Here is a 16,774-nt window from a genome sequence, read left to right as displayed (position 1 = left end):
CCCGTCACGGTGTCCGGTGGAGCGGGATCCGCTCCACCGGACACAGGTCACCGGGCGCGGATCACCCGTCATCCGCCCTGGGGCTCCGGGATGTCCGCGTACCGCTGCACCCAGGCGTGCATGGCGATGGCGGCGGCCGCCCCCGCGTTGATCGACCGCGTCGAGCCGAACTGCGCGATCGAGCAGACCATCGACGCGTGCTCCCGGGCCTCTTCCGTCAGTCCGGGGCCCTCCTGCCCGAACAGTAGGACGCAGCGGCGCGGCAGCTCCGTGCGCTCCAGCGGAACGGCGCCCGGAAGGTTGTCGATCCCGATGATCGGCAGCCCCTCGGCTTCCGCCCAAGCCGTGAGATCCGCCGTGTCGGGGTGGTGCCGGACATGCTGGTAGCGGTCGGTGACCATGGCCCCCCGCCGGTTCCAGCGGCGCCGCCCGACGATGTGGATCTCCTTGGCGAGGAAGGCGTTGGCGGTTCGCACCACCGAGCCGATGTTGAAGTCGTGGCCCCAGTTCTCCACCGCCACATGGAAGTCGTGGCGCCGGAGATCGAGGTCGGCGACGATGGCCTCACGCGTCCAGTAGCGGTAGGCGTCGCCCACATTGCGCCGGTCGCCGCCGGCGAGGAGCTCGGGGTCGTAGCGCTCGCCTTCGGGCCAGGGCAGCGGATGCGGCCCGACGCCGATCGGTTCGCCGTACCCCTCGTCGTACTGGACGGGTTCCGCGGACGGATCGGGCACCGCTGCCGCCCGGGGCTCTTCTGTACTGCCGGTCTCGCTGGTCACCCGACGAGCGTATGGCCACCGCCACCGTCGCCGCGCGGAGCCTCCTCCTCGTCCGTCCCCGCCCGCTGTCCGGGCACCCGTGGCCTGTCTGCCGCACGCCGGAACAGCCGCTGCCTGGCGAGCGTCGCCCTGCGTCCCAGCCACACGAGGAACACCGTCGGCAGGAAGACGGCGTCCGCGGCGATCATCGCCATCGAGAAGAAGGGCAGCCCCAGCAGGACGGCGATCCCCAGGTGCTCACCGATCATGAGGACGAGCAGGACGTTCTTGACCCGCCGGTTGAACAGCGTGAAGGGGAAGGCGACCTGCACGATGACCGTGGCGTACGTCAGCACCATGACCGCGAGGGCGCTGGAGGCGAGGAGGCCGGACAGCCCTGGCCACGGCGTGAAGTAGTCCAGCTTGAGCGGGTAGTAGAGCGCGGTGCCGTCCTGCCAGCGGGAGCCCTGGATCTTGTACCAGCCGGCGGTCGCGTAGATGAGACAGACCTCGGCCATGATCACGAGGAGCGCGGCATTGTGGGCGAGGTTGGCCACGACGTCGAGGAGGACGCGCGGCTCGCGGTCCGGGGCGTAGCGGTTCAGCGCCCACCATGCACCGTTCCCCAGCCACAGCACCCACAGCAGGGACGGGAGCCACCATGTGCCGCCGAGGCCGCCCAGCAGCGTGGCTGGAAGCAGGACGGACCCCAGCACCACCCAGAGGACCGGACCCGCGACGTCACGGGCCGGCGACCCGCCCGCCGCGACCCGCAGGGCGTCGCGGCGCGCACGGCGCGCGTCCAGGGACCAGACCCGCGCACAGCGCGTCAGCATCAGGTAGACGGCCATCAGATGGATGACGTTGTCGCCGCCGTCGCCCATGAAGATGCTGCGGTTCTGCAGGGAGAGCACCCCGGCCATGAACAGCACGGAGGAGGCGCGGGTGCGCCAGCCGACCATCAGCAGCGCGGCCGAGACCAGTGTCAGCGCGTAGACGCACTCGAACCAGAACGCGCCGTCCGACCACATCAGGGCGGTGAAGGCGTCGTTGTTGCTGATGAGACGACGCGCCATGTCCCAGCGCCACGGGCCGTCGGGGCCGTAGAGCTCGTGCCGGTGCGGCAGCTCGCGCAGGAGGAACAGCAGATAGGTGGCAGCGACACCGATCCGGACGACGGCGCTCTGATAGGTACCGAGGGTCGATGCGGTGATGCGCTGGATGGCGCCGGCGAGCGAACGGTCGACGGGCCGTCCCCCGTGCCGGAACTGCGCGGGTGTGTTCACTCCTCCGCCTCCCCGCCCGGTGACTTTGATGACCGGTCCACTCCGGCCTTCTCCGGAAGATCGGACGGGGTGATGGTCCACCACGGCAGGACCCGGTAGTCCGGCCGGGTGCTGATCTTCTCGTCGCTCCACGAGGGAGCACCGACGGACCGGGTGGCGGACCGCACCTGAATGCGCTGGACCGTGCCGCCGTGGTCATGTTCGGCGAGGCGCAGCATGACGATGCGGCGGATGTACTTCTCGGAGAGCTCCCCGCGCAGTCCGTTGGGACGGTTCTCGCTGTCGTGGGACCCGGTGTAGAAGTCCCAGGCGCGCCGGAGTTCGTTCTGGTCGACGTGGCTGGGGAGGAGGTTGCCCCGTATCTGGTCGCCGTCCTGCCGCGAGAGATTGATCCAGCGCGTGGTGACGCTGCCGTCGGCACCGAAGACCTCGGCGCGTACCTGCACGGAGATGTTCTGCTGGAGCGGATTGGGAGCGAAGAGCTTCCAGTTCTGCTCGAACTCGGGGTAGACCCAGTCGTCCACCACCTCGCCGTGCTGCTTCGTCAGCGTGTTGGACGGCGCGACGTGCAGAAAGATCATGGCCAGATGTCCACAGGCCACCAGCCCGATGACGGACAGCGCGAGCGCGGCGACGACCTGGTACGGGAGCGAGAGCGCGGCTATTCCGCCGCCCTGACGCGGCCGGGGAAGACCGGTCCCTTCGGGGGCGCCCGGGGGCGGCGGCGCAGCGGTGAGAGGCCCATGCGGGTCCGGCCCGCCCGGTATCCCCGCAGGCACGGCGTCCTCGTCCTGACCGACGGGCGGGTGGCTCGTCAAGCCGGGCCAGGCGCGCTTCTTCTCGTTCCCGGTGCCCCCACCGCGGTCCGCATCCATCCCGCCCCGATCGCCGTCGATCACCGCTCAGTTATCCACAGGGTTGACACCCTACGGGCCTCCGACCCACCATTGAAGTCAAGGAACCGAACGATCGGTCGGTAGGGAGCCCGGGATGGCGGCAGTGACTGCGGACCAGACGACGCAGACGACGGCAGGCACGGCGGATTCGGCGGACGCGGCACGTACGGCTGCATTCGACGCCGCGGTGGCGGCCGACGACCGGATCGAGCCCCGGGACTGGATGCCCGACGCCTACCGGGCCACGCTGATCCGCCAGATGGCCCAGCACGCCCACTCCGAGATCATCGGCATGCAGCCCGAAGCCAACTGGATCACGCGGGCACCCTCGCTGCGCCGCAAGGCGATCCTTATGGCGAAGGTCCAGGACGAGGCGGGACACGGGCTGTATCTGTACAGCGCGGCGGAGACGCTGGGGACCAGCCGCGAGGAGATGCTCGACAAACTGCACGCGGGCCGGCAGCGCTATTCCTCGATCTTCAACTACCCGACCCTGACCTGGGCGGACGTCGGCGCGATCGGCTGGCTGGTGGACGGCGCCGCGATCACCAACCAGGTGCCGCTCTGCCGCTGCTCCTACGGCCCGTACGCCCGGGCGATGGTCCGGATCTGCAAGGAGGAGTCCTTCCACCAGCGCCAGGGATACGAGCTTCTGCTCGCCCTCAGCCGGGGCACGCCCGCCCAGCACGAGATGGCGCAGGACGCGGTGAACCGCTGGTGGTGGCCCTCCCTGATGATGTTCGGTCCGCCCGACGACGCCTCGGCGCATTCCGCGCAGTCGATGGCCTGGAAGATCAAGCGGCACTCCAACGACGAGCTGCGGCGGCGCTTCGTCGACATCTGTGTCCCGCAGGCCCAGGCCCTCGGACTCACCCTGCCCGACCCCGACATCCGGTGGAACGAGGATCTGGGGCAGCACGACTACGGGGCGATCGACTGGACGGAGTTCCAGGAGGTCCTCAAGGGCAACGGCCCCTGCAACGAACAGCGGCTCGACCAGCGGCGCACGGCCCACGAGGAAGGCGCCTGGGTCCGCGAGGCGGCAGTCGCATACGCGGACAAGCACGCGGCACGGCCCGGAACAGCCGGAACGACCGCCCAGCCAGTGGAGGCCACCGCATGAGCAGCTCGACCGACTGGCCTCTGTGGGAGGTGTTCGTGCGGTCACGGCGCGGACTGTCCCACACCCACGCGGGCAGCCTGCACGCGCCGGATGCCGAGATGGCCCTGCGCAACGCACGTGATCTGTACACACGGCGCTCCGAAGGCGTCTCCCTCTGGGTGGTCCCCTCCACGGAGATCACCGCCTCCTCACCGGACGAGAAAGACTCGTTCTTCGAGCCCGCCGGGGACAAGCCATACCGCCACCCCACGTTCTACGAGATCCCGGAAGGGGTGAAGCACCTGTGACCGCGGCCCTCGCCCTCGGCGACGACGCCCTGGTGCTCTCGCACCGTCTGGGGGAGTGGGCCGGCCGTGCCCCCGTCCTGGAGGAGGAGGTGGCACTGGCCAACATCGCCCTGGATCTGCTGGGACAGGCCCGGATGCTGCTCTCGTTCGTGGGCGACGAGGACCAGCTGGCCTATCTCCGCGAGGAGCGCGCCTTCCGCAACGTCCAGCTCGTGGAGCAGCCGAACGGCGACTTCGCCCACACCATCGCCCGCCAGCTCTACTTCTCCGTGCACCAGCACCTGCTGTACGAGCAGCTGGCCGCCGGTGAGAGCGAGTTCGCGGATCTCGCGGCGAAGGCCGTCAAGGAAGTCGCCTACCACCGCGACCACGCGGAGCAGTGGGTCCTGCGCCTCGGCGACGGCACCCCGGAGAGCCACGAGCGCATGCAGCGGGCGCTGGACGCGCTGTGGCGGTTCACCGGCGAGCTGTCCGAGCCCGTCGAGGGCCTCGACGTCGATCAGCAGTCCCTGCGCGACAGCTGGCTGACCGCCGTGTCCTCCGTGGTGGAGCGCGCCACCCTGACCCTTCCGTCGGGCCCGCAGTCAGGTGCCTGGACGGCGGGAGCGGGCCGGCAGGGCGTGCACACGGAGCCGTTCGGCCGCATGCTCGCCGAGATGCAGCACCTGCACCGCAGCCACCCGGGGGCGTCATGGTGACCGAGACCCCTCTCGAAGCGGAACTCCACCGGCTGGCGGGCTCCGTGCCCGATCCCGAACTCCCGGTGCTCACCCTGGAGGAGCTCGGCGTGCTCCGCGGTGTGCAGGCTGACGGGCCGGACAAGGTCACGGTGCGGCTCACCCCGACCTATACCGGCTGCCCTGCCATCGAGACCATGTCCACCGACATCCAGCGCGTCCTGCACGATCACGGGGTCGCGGAGGTCTCCGTGGTCACGGTGCTCGCCCCGGCCTGGTCGACGGACGACATCAGTGACGAAGGCCGCCGCAAACTCGCGGAGTTCGGCATAGCGCCGCCACGGCCCGGGCACGCGGCGGGCGGGCCGGTGCCGCTGACGCTGTCGGTGCGCTGCCCGCACTGCGGGTCCACGGACACGGAGTTGCTGAGCCGGTTCTCCTCCACGGCGTGCAAGGCGCTGCGCCGATGCGTGGCGTGCCGCGAACCGTTCGACCACTTCAAGGAGTTGTAGATGTTCCATCCGCTCCGGGTCAGCGCGATCGAACGGATCACGGACGACGCGGTGGCCGTCACCTTCGCCGTGCCGGCCGAGCTGCGCGAGACCTTCCGCCACAGGCCCGGCCAGCACCTGAATGTGCGCTACCGGATCGATGGCCAGGAGATCCGTCGGTCGTACTCGATCTGCGCACCGGCCACCGAGCAACCGGCCGAGCCCACGCTCCGGGTGGGCATCCGCAGGGTCGACGGGGGCGCGTTCTCCACCTATGCCCTCAAGGAGCTGGCCGTCGGTGACCAGGTGGAGGCGATGCCCCCGATGGGGCGTTTCATCCTCGACCCGCGCCCCGGACACTTCGCGGCGATCGTCGGCGGCAGCGGCATCACCCCGGTGCTGTCGATCGCCTCGACACTGCTGGCGCGGCAGCCCGGAGCGCGCTTCTGCCTGATCCGCAGCGACCGTACGGCGGCGTCGACGATGTTCCTCGACGAGGTGGCCGAGCTCAAGGACCGCTATCCGGACCGCTTCCAGCTGGTGACCGCGCTGTCCCGGGAGGAGCAGGCGGCCGGGCTCCCCTCCGGCCGGCTGGACCGTGAGCGGCTGACCGGATTGCTGCCCGCACTGCTGCCTGTGTCCGACGTGGACGGCTGGTTCCTGTGCGGGCCGCTCGGCCTGGTCAAGGAAGCCGAAGGCGCGCTGCGCGCACTCGGCGCCGACCGCTCGCGCATCCATCAGGAGATCTTCCACGTCGCCGACGAGGGGACGGCCCGGTCCACGGCCGCCCGGGTGGAGGCGCCTGCGGAGAGCACGCTCACGGCGACGCTGGACGGCCGGTCGGGCAGCTGGCCGGTCCAGGGCGGCGAATCACTGCTGGACACGGTGCTGCGGAGCCGCTCGGACGCTCCCTACGCCTGCAAGGGGGGAGTGTGCGGGACCTGCCGGGCGTTCCTGGTTTCCGGCGAGGTGCGGATGGACCGCAACTTCGCGCTGGAACCGGAGGAGACCGGAGCCGGCTTCGTGCTTGCCTGCCAGTCGCACCCGGTCACCCCCGAGGTGGAGATCGACTTCGACCGCTGAGACACGCTCCGACATCCCGCCCCGGCCCGCCCTGGCCAGTCACTCCACGTCGGGCCGGTGCCCCTCCGCGTACGCCGGCGAACGGCCGACGGATCGACCCCGCTGGATTGCGGAACACCCAGAGCTTCGGCGCCGGTCGCAGGCCGGATGAGGGCGCCCGGTCCGAACCCGGAGGTGCGGGGGCCTGGAGCAGGCCTGAGAAGTAAGCAGGCCTGAGCACCCGGGCCGGTTACCAGGGCGCGGTGCTCAGGCCGAAGCCGAAGCCATGGGGCACGGCTGCCACGCTGAAGCCAAGGGCGAAGGTGCCTGGGGCGCAGGTGCTAAGGGCGGAGGTGCCAGGGGCGCAGGCGCAGGTGCCAGGCAGAAGCAATGGGTGCGCGAATGCCGGACGGATCGGCCGTCAGAAGCGGATCAGTCCGTTCGAGGCGGATCGGGCCGTCAGAGGACGATCGGTCCGTCAGAGGACGAAGGCCGAGTTCCCGCTGTCCGTGACCATCGGGCGTCCTGCACCGTCCCAGGCGAGCATGCCGCCGTCGATGTTCACGGCGTCGATGCCCTGCTGCACGAGGTACTGCGTGACCTGGGCCGACCGGCCCCCGACCCGGCACATCACATGCACGCGCCGCCCGTCGTCGGCCGCCTCGGTCAGCTCACCGAGGCGGCTCACGAAGTCGCTCATGGGAATGTGCAGCGCGCCCTCGACGTGACCGGCCGCCCACTCGTCGGCCTCCCGTACGTCCAGTACGAAACCGTCGGACGGAACCGCCGCGACGTCCACCGAGGGCAGCGGAGCGAAATTCATGGGTCATGCCTTCTCTCGTACGTACGCGCCAAGGTCTTCCGAAACGCTACTGCACCAGGCTCGCCAGCTCGTTCTCACGCTGGGCCACATCGGCCAGAAGCCTCTCGCCGATGTCGTCGAGCAGCCGGTCGGGGTCGTCCGGCGCCATCCTCAGCATCGAGCCGATCGCGCTCTCCTCCAGCTCCTGCGCCAGGACGGTGAGCAGTTCCTTCCGGCGGCTCAGCCACTCCAGCCGTGCGTAGAGCTCCTCGCTCTCGCTCAGCCGCAGCTCCGGCGCCACCGGGCCCGCCGCCCACTCGGCGGCCAGCTCCTGCAGCAGCGCCACGTCGCCACGACCGTAGGCGGCGTTCACACGGGCGATGAACTCGTCCCGCCGGGTCCGCTCCTTCTCGTCCGGCGCGAGATCCGGATGTGCCTGGCGGGCCAGCTCCCGGTAGAGCTTGCGCGCCTCCTCGCTCGGCCTGACCCTCTTCGGCGGCCGGACAGGCTGCTCGGTGAGCATGGCCGAGGCCTCCGGCGAGAGCCCGTCGGAGTCCATCCAGTCGTGGAAGAGCTCGTCGACGCCGGGCATCGGCATCACGATCGCCCGCGCCTCCTGCGCCTTGCGCAGATCCTCCGGATCACCGGTCCTCGCGGCCCGGGCCTCCGCGATCTGAGCATCCAGCTCATCGAGTCGCGTGTACATCGGGCCGAGCTTCTGATGGTGCAGCCGGGAGAAGTTCTCCACCTCGACCCGGAAGGTCTCCACCGCGATCTCGAACTCGATCAGCGCCTGCTCGGCCACCCGCACGGCCTTCGCGAGCCGCTCCTCGGGCCTGGGCGTACCGGACTCACCCTCGGCCGCCCGACCGCCGGCGTCACCAGCCGTGTCACCGGCCGTACCGCCCCCCGCGCCCCCCACGGCGGGGCCGGCGTCACCCGCGACGGGGTCGGGCTGTGTCGCATCGCCCGGAGCCGTCCGCAGGTCGTCCTGGGCCGCCTCACGCGCGTGCTGCGGCTCTTCCTGCCGGTCCTGGTCCTGGCGGTCTTCGTCGTTCCGGGTGGTCGGCACCCCGGCGGCTTCGTGGGTCACCCGTCCAGCGTATGGCCATGCCCAGGGGCATGAAGACACACGGTGCCCGGAATACCGCTCAGACTCCGAGCTCGGCGGCTATTCGCCCGGCCCGGACGGCCTTGAGGAGCTCGGCATGGTCCGCTTCCGTCCTGTCCGCGTACGTCACGGCGAAATCGGCCACCGCCGCGTCCAGCTCGGTGTTCTTCCCGCAGTAGCCGGCGAGCAGCCTGGGGTCCGCGCTGTGCGCGTGGGCCCTGGCCAGCAGCGCGCCCGTCATCCGCCCGTAGTCGTCCACCTGGTCCGGGGCCAGGGCGGCCGGATCCACGCTGCCCTTGCGGTTCCGGAACTGGCGCACCTGATACGGCCTGCCGTCGACCTCGGCCCAGCCGAGCAATATGTCGCTGACGACCTGCATCCGCTTCTGCCCGAGCACCACCCTGCGCCCTTCGTGCTCCACATCCGGCACGTCGAAGCCCACCTGCGGGAGATACGGCGCCAGCGCGGAAGGGCGGGCCTCCTTCACCTGGAGGACCAACGGCTCACCGCGGTGGTCGAGCAGCAGCACCACGTACGACCGGGTCCCCACGCTGCCTGTGCCGACCACCCGGAACGCCACATCGTGTATCGCGTAACGAGCAAGCAGCGGGACCCTGTCCTCCGAGATCGTCCCGAGGTAACCCTCGAGCCCGGCCGCGACCGCCGCGGCCTCCGCATCCGGCACCCTGCGCAGCACGGGCCGTGCGTCGATGAAGCGGCGGCCACCGTCCTCGCAGACCTCGGTGGACCTGGCTGCGAAACGGGCGCTCGTGTTGTTGCGTGCCTTGGCGGAGACCCGCTCCAGCGTCCCCAGCAGGTCCCGCGCGTCCGTGTGGGAGACGAGCTCCTCGTCGGCGATGGCGTTCCACGCGTCGAGTGCGGGCAGGCCGGCCAGCAGACGCATCGTGCGCCGGTACGCGCCGACCGTGTCGTACGCGCCTTGCCGGCAGGTGTCCTCGTCCGCTCCCGCAACACGTCCCGCGAGGACCAGCGAGGTGGCGAGCCGCTTCAGATCCCACTCCCAGGGGCCGAAGACGGTCTCGTCGAAGTCGTTGAGATCGATGACCAGGCTGCCGCGCGCATCGCCGTACAGACCGAAGTTGGCCGCGTGCGCGTCGCCGCAGAGCTGGGCGCCTACGCCGGTGACCGGCGTGCCCGTCAGGTCATGTGCCATGAGCCCCGCCGAACCGCGCAGAAAGGCGAAGGGCGTTGCGGCCATCCGCCCCACCCTGATGGGCGTCAGGCCCGGCACCCGGCCCCGGTTCGACTCCTCCACCGCTTGCACCGTGTCCGGCCGGTCCGCGGGCAGGACGAGTGAACTGTGCGAGGACCTGGTGACCTTGAGCCTCAGCGCCTTGCCGGCCTCCTTCGGGGACACCCCAGCAGGCCCGAGCCGCCGCGCCCCCACCGGGACACGCGGCGCGAAACCGGGCACCACCGGAATGCGCCCGTCCCCTGCCGTCCGCTGCGCCGGCACCGTCGCCTCGACCTCACCCATGGAGCGCCGCCTCCCCCGCCCTCGTGCCGGCCGTTCCGTCCGACCAACATCAACTGCGGACGACCGTACAACTGTCCCGCCACAGCCGTCTGCCCCTGTGGACAACTCCGGCGGCCGGCCTGTGGACAACCTCTGGACCACCCGGACCCCCAGGCCGCCCCGCACCACCCGGGCCCCCAGGCCGGCCCGCACCACCCGGGCCGGCCACATCGCCGGGACCACACGCCACACGGCCAGCGCTGCCCGGGCCCCCCTCACACCCCGACCGCTTCCTCCATCTCCTCCTCGGCACCGACGGCCGACCGGGCGGCCTCCACCGCATGCGTCCGCGCGGCGGACTCCACCGCGTGCCTCCGCGCGGCGGCCTCGCGGCGCCGCCTCGCCTCGGCCAGGCCCGCCACCCCCACGATGACCAGTCCGGCCACGAACCACAGGGCCAGCACCAGTACATGGCCGCCCAGCGCGTAGCCGCCGAAGTACACGTGGCTGCGCACCCCTTCGACGAAGCCCGCACCGTTCCAGAAGGCGTGCAGCGATCCGAAGAAGCCGGGCTGGAGCTCGGGCCGGAAGATGCCCCCGGAACTCGTGAAGTTGAGCATCACGAAGAGCAGCATCACTCCGAGGGTCGTCCATCGCTTGAGGAACGTGTGCAGCCCGACGCCGATGAGCAGGATTCCCGCCGAGTACAGCCATGCCATGGCCCAGAGCCCGCCGAGCCCATGGTCCACCAGGCCGAACACCGGTCCCGCGAAGGCCACACCGATCAGGCTCACCACGAGCGAGGTGCCGATGGCCAGAGCCGCCCTGATCCGCAGGGCAAGCACCGCGCCCGCGCCGCCGATCACGGCGACCGAGGCGTACGAACCGATGCTGACCGCCACCAGCAGGAAGAAGATGCCCTGCCCGGTCGGATCACCGTCCGCCGTGGGCGCGACGTCCGTCACCCGGAGAGGCTCTCCCTGTCCGGCCGCGACCTCGGTGAACACCTTCTGGACCACGGTGGCCGTGGTGTCCGACGACGCGCCGGCCACGATCAGCTCGGGGCCGGCGCCCGGCACGTAGGCGCCGTAACTCTGCTGCGTCCTCAGATGGTCCACCGCGCCGGCCCGGTCGGCCACGGTACGCACGCTCAACGCACCGTCACCCTTGTCCTGCAAGGTCTGCGCGAGCACCTGGGCACTCGCTCCCGAGCCGACGACGTCCACCCTCAGATCGTGCGGCTCCGGGGCGTGGAAAGCCCCCAGATAGGCGAGCCCCATACCGATGCACATCAGCAGCGGCGTGACGAGGTGACTGAGAACATGACGCAGCGCACCGGCGGTGGGGGCGGCGGAGGCGGTACTCGGACCTGCGGACATTTCGGCCATTCCTCCAATGGTTGGCTTTTACAACTCCTACACTCGTTGTAGCATACAACTAAAGTTCGAGAAGGTGATTCACATGGCAGACACCCCCTGGCAGCGCGAGGAGTCGCTGGACGTCATCCAGCGCGAGCTGACGGCCTTCGCGCGCCGCGCACGCGCTGCGGCGGCACAGCTCCACCCCGATCTGCCACTGGTCTCGTACACGCTGCTCGCCCACATCGAACACCGGCACGGCTGCCGCGCGACCGATCTGGCGGCGCATTACATGCTGGACAAGTCCACGGTCAGCCGGCAGGTTGCCGCGCTGGAGAAGCTCGGCCTGGTCGAGCGCCACCCCGACCCGGACGACCAGCGCATCCAGGTGCTGCACCCCACAGCCGCCGGGACCGAGGCTCTCGCCTCGACCCATGCCAGCCGCCGTGCCGCCTACCGGGAGCGCCTCGGCGCATGGTCGTCGGACGACCTCGCACAGTTCGCGGAGTACCTGCTGCGCTACAACTCGACGGGCGAGGACACCACCGCCCCCTGAGGGCCGCCCACACGACCCCGGGCCGACCGCGGTCAACAGCCCCCGGACTCCCCGAGATACGCGTTCGCCCACTTACCCAGCTCATCGAGCGCGGGCCCCATGGCGGTGCCCGCCTCCGTGAGGCGGTAGGCGACCCGCAGCGGGGGCCCTTCGTCCACCTCGCGCACCACGAGACCTGCCGCCCCCAACTCGGTGAGCCGGTCGGAGAGCATGCGCTCACTGATACCCGGAACCGCCCGGCGCAGATCGGCGAAGTGCACCGGCTGCCGCATCAGCACCGAGACGATCGGACCGGTCCAGCGCTTCCCGAACAGCTCGAAGACGCGGGTGATCCCCACATCGACCTGCCGACAGGACTGCTCGCTGTGATCCGCCATGCCCCCAGAGTACTGCGCCACCGTGCGGGACTTATTAAAAGTAAGTGACTGTGTTAATAATAGGTACGTACTGAAATTCAGGGCTGGTCCAAGCGCGCTCGCCACTCGCCCCAGACGCACGCAGATCCGCCCGCCCGATTCCCCCGGAGACCTCCATGACCACGCTCCTCCACCTCGACTCCGCCGTCTTTCCCCATGGATCCACGTCCCGCGATGTCACCGCAGCGTTCGTCACGGCCTGGCGCGAGCAGCACCCCGAGGGCCGTGTCGTCTACCGCGACCTCGCCGCAGACCCCCTTCCCCACCTGGACGCCTCATCTGCGGCCGCCGGCGCCGATGACGCACTGCGCGGGGAACTGGCCGCCGAGCTGGCCGACGCGGACGCCGTGCTCATCGGCGCACCGATGTACAACTTCTCGATCCCGTCCACTCTCAAGGCCTGGCTGGACCAGGTGATCATCGTCGGCCACAACTCCGGCCCCGACGGCCCGGTCGCCGGCAAGCCCGTCACGGTCGTGGCGAGCCGAGGCGGTTCATACGCCCCCGGAACGCCCCGGGAGGACTTCGAGTTCGTCCAGAACTACCTGGAGAAAGTGCTGACGGGCATGCTGGGCGCCGAGGTCGATTTCATCGTGCCGGAGCTGACGCTGGCCCGTTCACAGCCCTCGATGGCCGAGCTCATCCCCCTCGCCGACGCGTCGCGCGCCCAGGCGTTCACCGACGCCGCAGAGAAGGCCAAGGCCCTGGCGGCCCGCTTCGCGGCCTGAGGCGGCCTGAGGCGGCCTGAGGATCGGGGCAGGCACCCGGATGTCCTACCGGGCGCCACGCAAGGCGCCCGGTCACCAAAAACCCTCATTGGTGCGCATCCGACGTTTCACGTGAAACAGAAGCCATCCCTCGCCGCCGGAGCCCACACCGGGAGCCCACGCCGAAGACCACGCCGAAAACCGCGCCGGAGACATACGGCCCACCGGCAACAGACGGTCTCCCGAGATTCACAGCCACTCACAGGACCGCCGGGACCGCACAACGAAGAACCCCCGCACCGGATCTCTCCGGTGCGGGGGTTCTGTCGAACCAACCCGGCAATCGCAAGCGACTGCCCGTTGTGCGCGAGGGGGGATTTGAACCCCCACGTCCCTAAGGACACTGGCACCTGAAGCCAGCGCGTCTGCCGTTCCGCCACTCGCGCATGAGTGGTGTTTTCAGACTCTCTCACCGTGTGGTGCGAGCGCCTGGCGACATCCGGAAGATTAGCACGCTGGACAGGGTGGATTCACATCCGTTGTTTCGCGGAACCCACGAAGGGAACCGGGAACGCGGGAAGCCCGGCCCCACTCCTCCTGAGTGCACCCGGAGTGCGGGACACTGTCAGGAGGCCACCTCTACGATCCGTGTGAGGGGTGACACTCATCCGCAGTGCAGACAAGGGGAACCAGCCGATTTCCCGACGCGTGGATACGATCAGTAAGCAGTACAGGGATGACGACACCGGAGGAGGTGCCCCATGGGAGTCATGAAGCGTTTCGAGCAGCGTCTCGAAGGTCTGGTCAACGGCACCTTCGCCAAAGTCTTCAAGTCCGAGGTGCAGCCGGTCGAGATCGCGGGCGCCCTCCAGCGCGAGTGCGACAACAACGCGACGATCTGGAACCGCGAGCGGACCGTGGTGCCGAACGACTTCATCGTCGAGCTCAGCACCCCCGACTACGAGCGTCTCAGCCCGTACTCCGGACAGCTCGGTGACGAGCTGGGCGGTCTCGTGCGCGACTACGCCAAGCAGCAGCGGTACACCTTCATGGGGCCGATCAAGGTCCACCTGGAGAAGGCCGACGACCTGGACACGGGTCTCTACCGCGTACGCAGCCGGACCTTGGCGTCGAGTTCGTCACAGCAGCAGGGCCAGCAGGGCGGCCCCGCTCCCCACGCCCAGCCGAACCGGCCCTCCCCGCAGGGACAGGGCGGTTACGGCTACCCGCCGGCCTCCGCTCCGCCCATGCCCGCGGCTCCGCCGCCCGGCTCGGGGCGCCCGGGAGGACCTTCCAGCGACTGGCGCCAGCCCGCCGCCTCCGGCGCCATGCCGGACGCGCAGGTACGGCGCTGGATCGAGATCAACGGCACCCGCCATCAGATCTCCCGCCCGACGTTGGTGATGGGCCGAAGCACCGACGCCGACGTGCGGATCGACGACCCCGGCGTCTCGCGCCGGCACTGTGAGATCCGGACCGGAACGCCCTCGACGATCCAGGATCTCGGGTCCACCAACGGCATCGTGGTGGACGGGCAGCACACCACCCGCGCTACGCTCCGCGACGGCTCGCGGATCGTCGTGGGCAGCACCACCATCGTTTACCGGCAAGCCGAAGGGTGAAGCGGGGGCAATGTCAGAGCTGACCCTGACGGTCATGCGGCTAGGTTTCCTGGCTGTTCTGTGGCTATTCGTAATCGTGGCCGTCCAGGTCATTCGCAGCGACCTGTTCGGTACGCGCGTCACGCAGCGCGGCTCACGCCGCACTGCCGGCGACGCCCGCCCGCAGCAAGGCCGCCAACAGCAGGCGGCGCCGCCTCAGCAGCGCCAGCAGTCCGGGCGCCAGCGCCGCGGAGCACCCACCAAGCTGGTCGTCTCCGAGGGCACGCTCACCGGCACCACTGTCACGCTCCAGGGCCAGACCATCACCCTGGGCCGGGCGCACGATTCAACGATCGTGCTGGATGACGACTACGCGTCCAGCAGGCATGCCAGGATCTACCCGGACCGTGACGGCCAGTGGATCGTCGAGGATCTCGGGTCCACCAATGGCACCTATCTCGACCGGACCCGGCTCACCACCCCGACACCTGTTCCGCTGGGCGCGCCGATCCGCATCGGTAAGACCGTCATCGAGCTGCGGAAGTAGTACGACAATGAGCGAGCGGAGCGAGCGAGCCGCGGCGGTCCTGACGAAGGACCCTGCCGGGCTCCCGACCGGAGGGTGGGCAGTGTGGCTCGAGACCGGCTGTACCCCGAACCGACGGGCGAGGTGCGCATGAGCTTGTCCCTGCGCTTCGCCGCCGGATCGCACAAGGGCATGATCCGGGAAGGCAACGAGGACTCCGGATACGCCGGCCCCCGCCTTCTCGCCATCGCCGACGGCATGGGCGGCCAGGCGGCCGGAGAGGTCGCCAGCTCCGAGGTGATCTCCACCCTCGTCCAGCTCGACGACGACGTCCCGGGCTCGGACATCCTCACCTCGCTCGGCACCGCGGTCCAGCGGGCCAACGACCAGCTGCGCGTCATGGTCGAGGAGGACCCCCAGCTGGAGGGCATGGGCACGACGCTCACCGCCCTGCTCTGGACCGGTCAGCGCCTGGGCCTCGTCCACGTCGGCGACTCCCGGGCCTACCTCCTGCGTGACGGCGTCCTGACGCAGATCACCCAGGACCACACCTGGGTCCAGCGCCTCGTGGACGAGGGCAGGATCACCGAGGAAGAGGCGACCACCCACCCGCAGCGCTCCCTGCTGATGCGGGCCCTGGGCAGCGGTGACCACGTCGAGCCCGACCTCTCCATCCGCGAGGTCCGTGCCGGCGACCGCTATCTGATCTGCTCCGACGGCCTCTCCGGCGTCGTCTCGCACCAGACCATGGAAGAGACCCTGGCCAGCTACCAGGGACCGCAGGAGACCATCCAGGACCTCATCCAGCTCGCCCTGCGCGGCGGCGGTCCCGACAACATCACCTGCATCGTCGCCGACGTCCTGGACGTCGACAGCAACGACACCCTGGCCGGGCAGCTCAACGACACCCCGGTCATCGTCGGCGCGGTCGCCGAGAACCAGGCCGCCCAGGCGAACGACGGCCGGGCCATGGAGACACCCGCGGGACGCGCCGCCGGCCTCGGCCGCCCCGTGCCGCCCCCGGCCGGAGGCTTCGGTCCTCCCGGCAGCGGCGACGACATGGGCTACGGCTCGGGTCCGGACGGCGCCTTCAACTCGTACACCGACGACGACTTCGTGAAGCCGCGCAACGGGCGCAGGTGGCTGAAGCGGTCGTTCTACATCGTGCTGGCCCTCGCCGTGATCGGCGGCGGCGTCTACGGCGGCTACCGCTGGACGCAGACGCAGTTCTACCTGGGCGCCAAGGACGACAAGGTCGCGCTGTTCCGCGGCATCAGCCAGGACCTCGCCTGGGTCTCCCTCTCGAAGGTCGAGGAGGACACCCGGATCGAACTCAAGTACCTCCCGCCCTACCAGCGCAAGAAGGTCGAAGCGACCATCGCCGAGGGCAACATCACCGAGGCGCGCAAGAAGCTCGGCGAGCTCGAGGCGCAGGCCTCCGCCTGCAAGAAGGACGCGCAGCGCCGCGCGGCCGAGGCGGACACCAACGCCGCCAAGGACCAGGACGAGAAGGCCGACAGCACTTCCGCCACGTCCCCCGCCAAGGGGACCAAGACGAACGCGACTCCCACTCCCGGCCCCAGCCTCTCGGAGGAAGAGAAGAAGCTGGCCCTGCAGTGCGGTAAGCAGTAAGCCGTAGG

General features: G+C 70.0%; 18 protein-coding genes and 1 tRNA gene. 10 read left to right on the top strand and 9 right to left on the bottom strand.

What is annotated here, in order from left to right; all coding sequences use genetic code 11:
- Positions 1–68 precede the first annotated feature (68 nt).
- Genes ACWCQM_RS07415 through ACWCQM_RS07405 form a run of 3 tightly spaced genes read right to left on the bottom strand, consistent with a single transcriptional unit; the run spans position 69 to position 2,919 of the window.
- A complete protein-coding gene (locus ACWCQM_RS07415; protein ID WP_450914339.1) occupies positions 69–779 on the bottom strand; it encodes a TrmH family RNA methyltransferase in 711 nt (236 codons plus the stop codon).
- The gene (locus ACWCQM_RS07410) at positions 776–2,044 is read right to left on the bottom strand and encodes an HTTM domain-containing protein (RefSeq protein WP_450914338.1); all 1,269 of its coding nucleotides are present in this window, start codon (positions 2,042–2,044) and stop codon (positions 776–778) included. The genes ACWCQM_RS07415 and ACWCQM_RS07410 overlap by 4 nt, the downstream gene beginning before the upstream one ends.
- Positions 2,041–2,919, bottom strand: a complete 879-nt coding sequence (locus tag ACWCQM_RS07405; protein ID WP_450914495.1) for a DUF5819 family protein — start codon at positions 2,917–2,919, stop codon at positions 2,041–2,043. The genes ACWCQM_RS07410 and ACWCQM_RS07405 overlap by 4 nt, the downstream gene beginning before the upstream one ends.
- A 115-nt stretch (positions 2,920–3,034) precedes the next feature.
- On the opposite strand from ACWCQM_RS07405, the gene paaA reads away from it, so the two are divergent.
- From paaA to ACWCQM_RS07380, 5 genes are read left to right on the top strand one after another with little or no spacing between them, the layout of a single operon-like run.
- The gene (paaA, locus tag ACWCQM_RS07400; RefSeq protein WP_450914337.1) at positions 3,035–4,063 is read left to right on the top strand and encodes a 1,2-phenylacetyl-CoA epoxidase subunit PaaA; all 1,029 of its coding nucleotides are present in this window, start codon (positions 3,035–3,037) and stop codon (positions 4,061–4,063) included.
- A complete protein-coding gene (gene paaB / locus ACWCQM_RS07395) occupies positions 4,060–4,350 on the top strand; it encodes a 1,2-phenylacetyl-CoA epoxidase subunit PaaB (RefSeq protein ID WP_031090474.1) in 291 nt (96 codons plus the stop codon). Before paaA ends, paaB begins: the two co-directional genes overlap by 4 nt.
- The gene (paaC, locus tag ACWCQM_RS07390; RefSeq protein WP_450914336.1) at positions 4,347–5,048 is read left to right on the top strand and encodes a 1,2-phenylacetyl-CoA epoxidase subunit PaaC; all 702 of its coding nucleotides are present in this window, start codon (positions 4,347–4,349) and stop codon (positions 5,046–5,048) included. The genes paaB and paaC overlap by 4 nt, the downstream gene beginning before the upstream one ends.
- A complete protein-coding gene (paaD, locus tag ACWCQM_RS07385; protein WP_450914335.1) occupies positions 5,042–5,539 on the top strand; it encodes a 1,2-phenylacetyl-CoA epoxidase subunit PaaD in 498 nt (165 codons plus the stop codon). The genes paaC and paaD overlap by 7 nt, the downstream gene beginning before the upstream one ends.
- The gene (locus ACWCQM_RS07380; RefSeq protein WP_450914334.1) at positions 5,540–6,601 is read left to right on the top strand and encodes a 2Fe-2S iron-sulfur cluster-binding protein; all 1,062 of its coding nucleotides are present in this window, start codon (positions 5,540–5,542) and stop codon (positions 6,599–6,601) included.
- 457 nt (positions 6,602–7,058) lie between these two features.
- Here the strand turns inward: ACWCQM_RS07380 and ACWCQM_RS07375 are convergent, their stop codons facing one another.
- The 4 genes from ACWCQM_RS07375 to ACWCQM_RS07360 form a co-directional block, all read right to left on the bottom strand.
- A complete protein-coding gene (locus ACWCQM_RS07375; protein WP_450914333.1) occupies positions 7,059–7,403 on the bottom strand; it encodes a rhodanese-like domain-containing protein in 345 nt (114 codons plus the stop codon).
- Between the two features lie 46 nt (positions 7,404–7,449).
- Entirely contained in the window at positions 7,450–8,475 is a 1,026-nt protein-coding gene (locus ACWCQM_RS07370) for a J domain-containing protein (RefSeq protein WP_450914332.1), read from the bottom strand.
- 58 nt (positions 8,476–8,533) lie between these two features.
- A complete protein-coding gene (locus ACWCQM_RS07365) occupies positions 8,534–9,991 on the bottom strand; it encodes a DUF2252 domain-containing protein (RefSeq protein ID WP_450914331.1) in 1,458 nt (485 codons plus the stop codon).
- A 254-nt stretch (positions 9,992–10,245) separates the two neighbouring features.
- Complete coding sequence (locus ACWCQM_RS07360) at positions 10,246–11,349, bottom strand: hypothetical protein (RefSeq protein WP_450914330.1); 1,104 nt, start codon at positions 11,347–11,349, stop codon at positions 10,246–10,248.
- Between the two features lie 82 nt (positions 11,350–11,431).
- On the opposite strand from ACWCQM_RS07360, the gene ACWCQM_RS07355 reads away from it, so the two are divergent.
- The gene (locus ACWCQM_RS07355; protein ID WP_450914329.1) at positions 11,432–11,884 is read left to right on the top strand and encodes a MarR family winged helix-turn-helix transcriptional regulator; all 453 of its coding nucleotides are present in this window, start codon (positions 11,432–11,434) and stop codon (positions 11,882–11,884) included.
- 32 nt (positions 11,885–11,916) lie between these two features.
- Here the strand turns inward: ACWCQM_RS07355 and ACWCQM_RS07350 are convergent, their stop codons facing one another.
- Complete coding sequence (locus ACWCQM_RS07350) at positions 11,917–12,261, bottom strand: winged helix-turn-helix transcriptional regulator (RefSeq protein WP_450914328.1); 345 nt, start codon at positions 12,259–12,261, stop codon at positions 11,917–11,919.
- 155 nt (positions 12,262–12,416) lie between these two features.
- Here ACWCQM_RS07350 and ACWCQM_RS07345 point away from each other — a divergent pair, with 155 nt between their 5' ends.
- Positions 12,417–13,028, top strand: coding sequence for an FMN-dependent NADH-azoreductase (locus ACWCQM_RS07345; RefSeq protein ID WP_450914327.1), 612 nt, complete (start codon positions 12,417–12,419; stop codon positions 13,026–13,028).
- A gap of 342 nt (positions 13,029–13,370) precedes the next feature.
- On the opposite strand, the gene ACWCQM_RS07340 is transcribed toward ACWCQM_RS07345, so the two are convergent.
- Positions 13,371–13,453, bottom strand: a tRNA-Leu gene (locus tag ACWCQM_RS07340).
- Positions 13,454–13,768: 315 nt separating this feature from the next.
- On the opposite strand from ACWCQM_RS07340, the gene ACWCQM_RS07335 reads away from it, so the two are divergent.
- The 3 genes from ACWCQM_RS07335 to ACWCQM_RS07325 all read left to right on the top strand — a co-directional run bounded on the left by ACWCQM_RS07335 (position 13,769) and on the right by ACWCQM_RS07325 (position 16,766).
- Complete coding sequence (locus ACWCQM_RS07335) at positions 13,769–14,629, top strand: FhaA domain-containing protein (RefSeq protein ID WP_450914326.1); 861 nt, start codon at positions 13,769–13,771, stop codon at positions 14,627–14,629.
- A gap of 10 nt (positions 14,630–14,639) precedes the next feature.
- Complete coding sequence (locus ACWCQM_RS07330; RefSeq protein ID WP_450914325.1) at positions 14,640–15,155, top strand: FHA domain-containing protein FhaB/FipA; 516 nt, start codon at positions 14,640–14,642, stop codon at positions 15,153–15,155.
- Between the two features lie 129 nt (positions 15,156–15,284).
- The gene (locus ACWCQM_RS07325; RefSeq protein WP_450914324.1) at positions 15,285–16,766 is read left to right on the top strand and encodes a Stp1/IreP family PP2C-type Ser/Thr phosphatase; all 1,482 of its coding nucleotides are present in this window, start codon (positions 15,285–15,287) and stop codon (positions 16,764–16,766) included.
- The last annotated feature ends 8 nt before the right edge of the window (positions 16,767–16,774 follow it).

The sequence above is a fragment of the Streptomyces sp. NPDC002125 genome (genome assembly GCF_053593715.1).
Note: the sequence above shows the minus strand (reverse complement) of the source record. Positions and strands in the feature narration are given on the sequence as shown.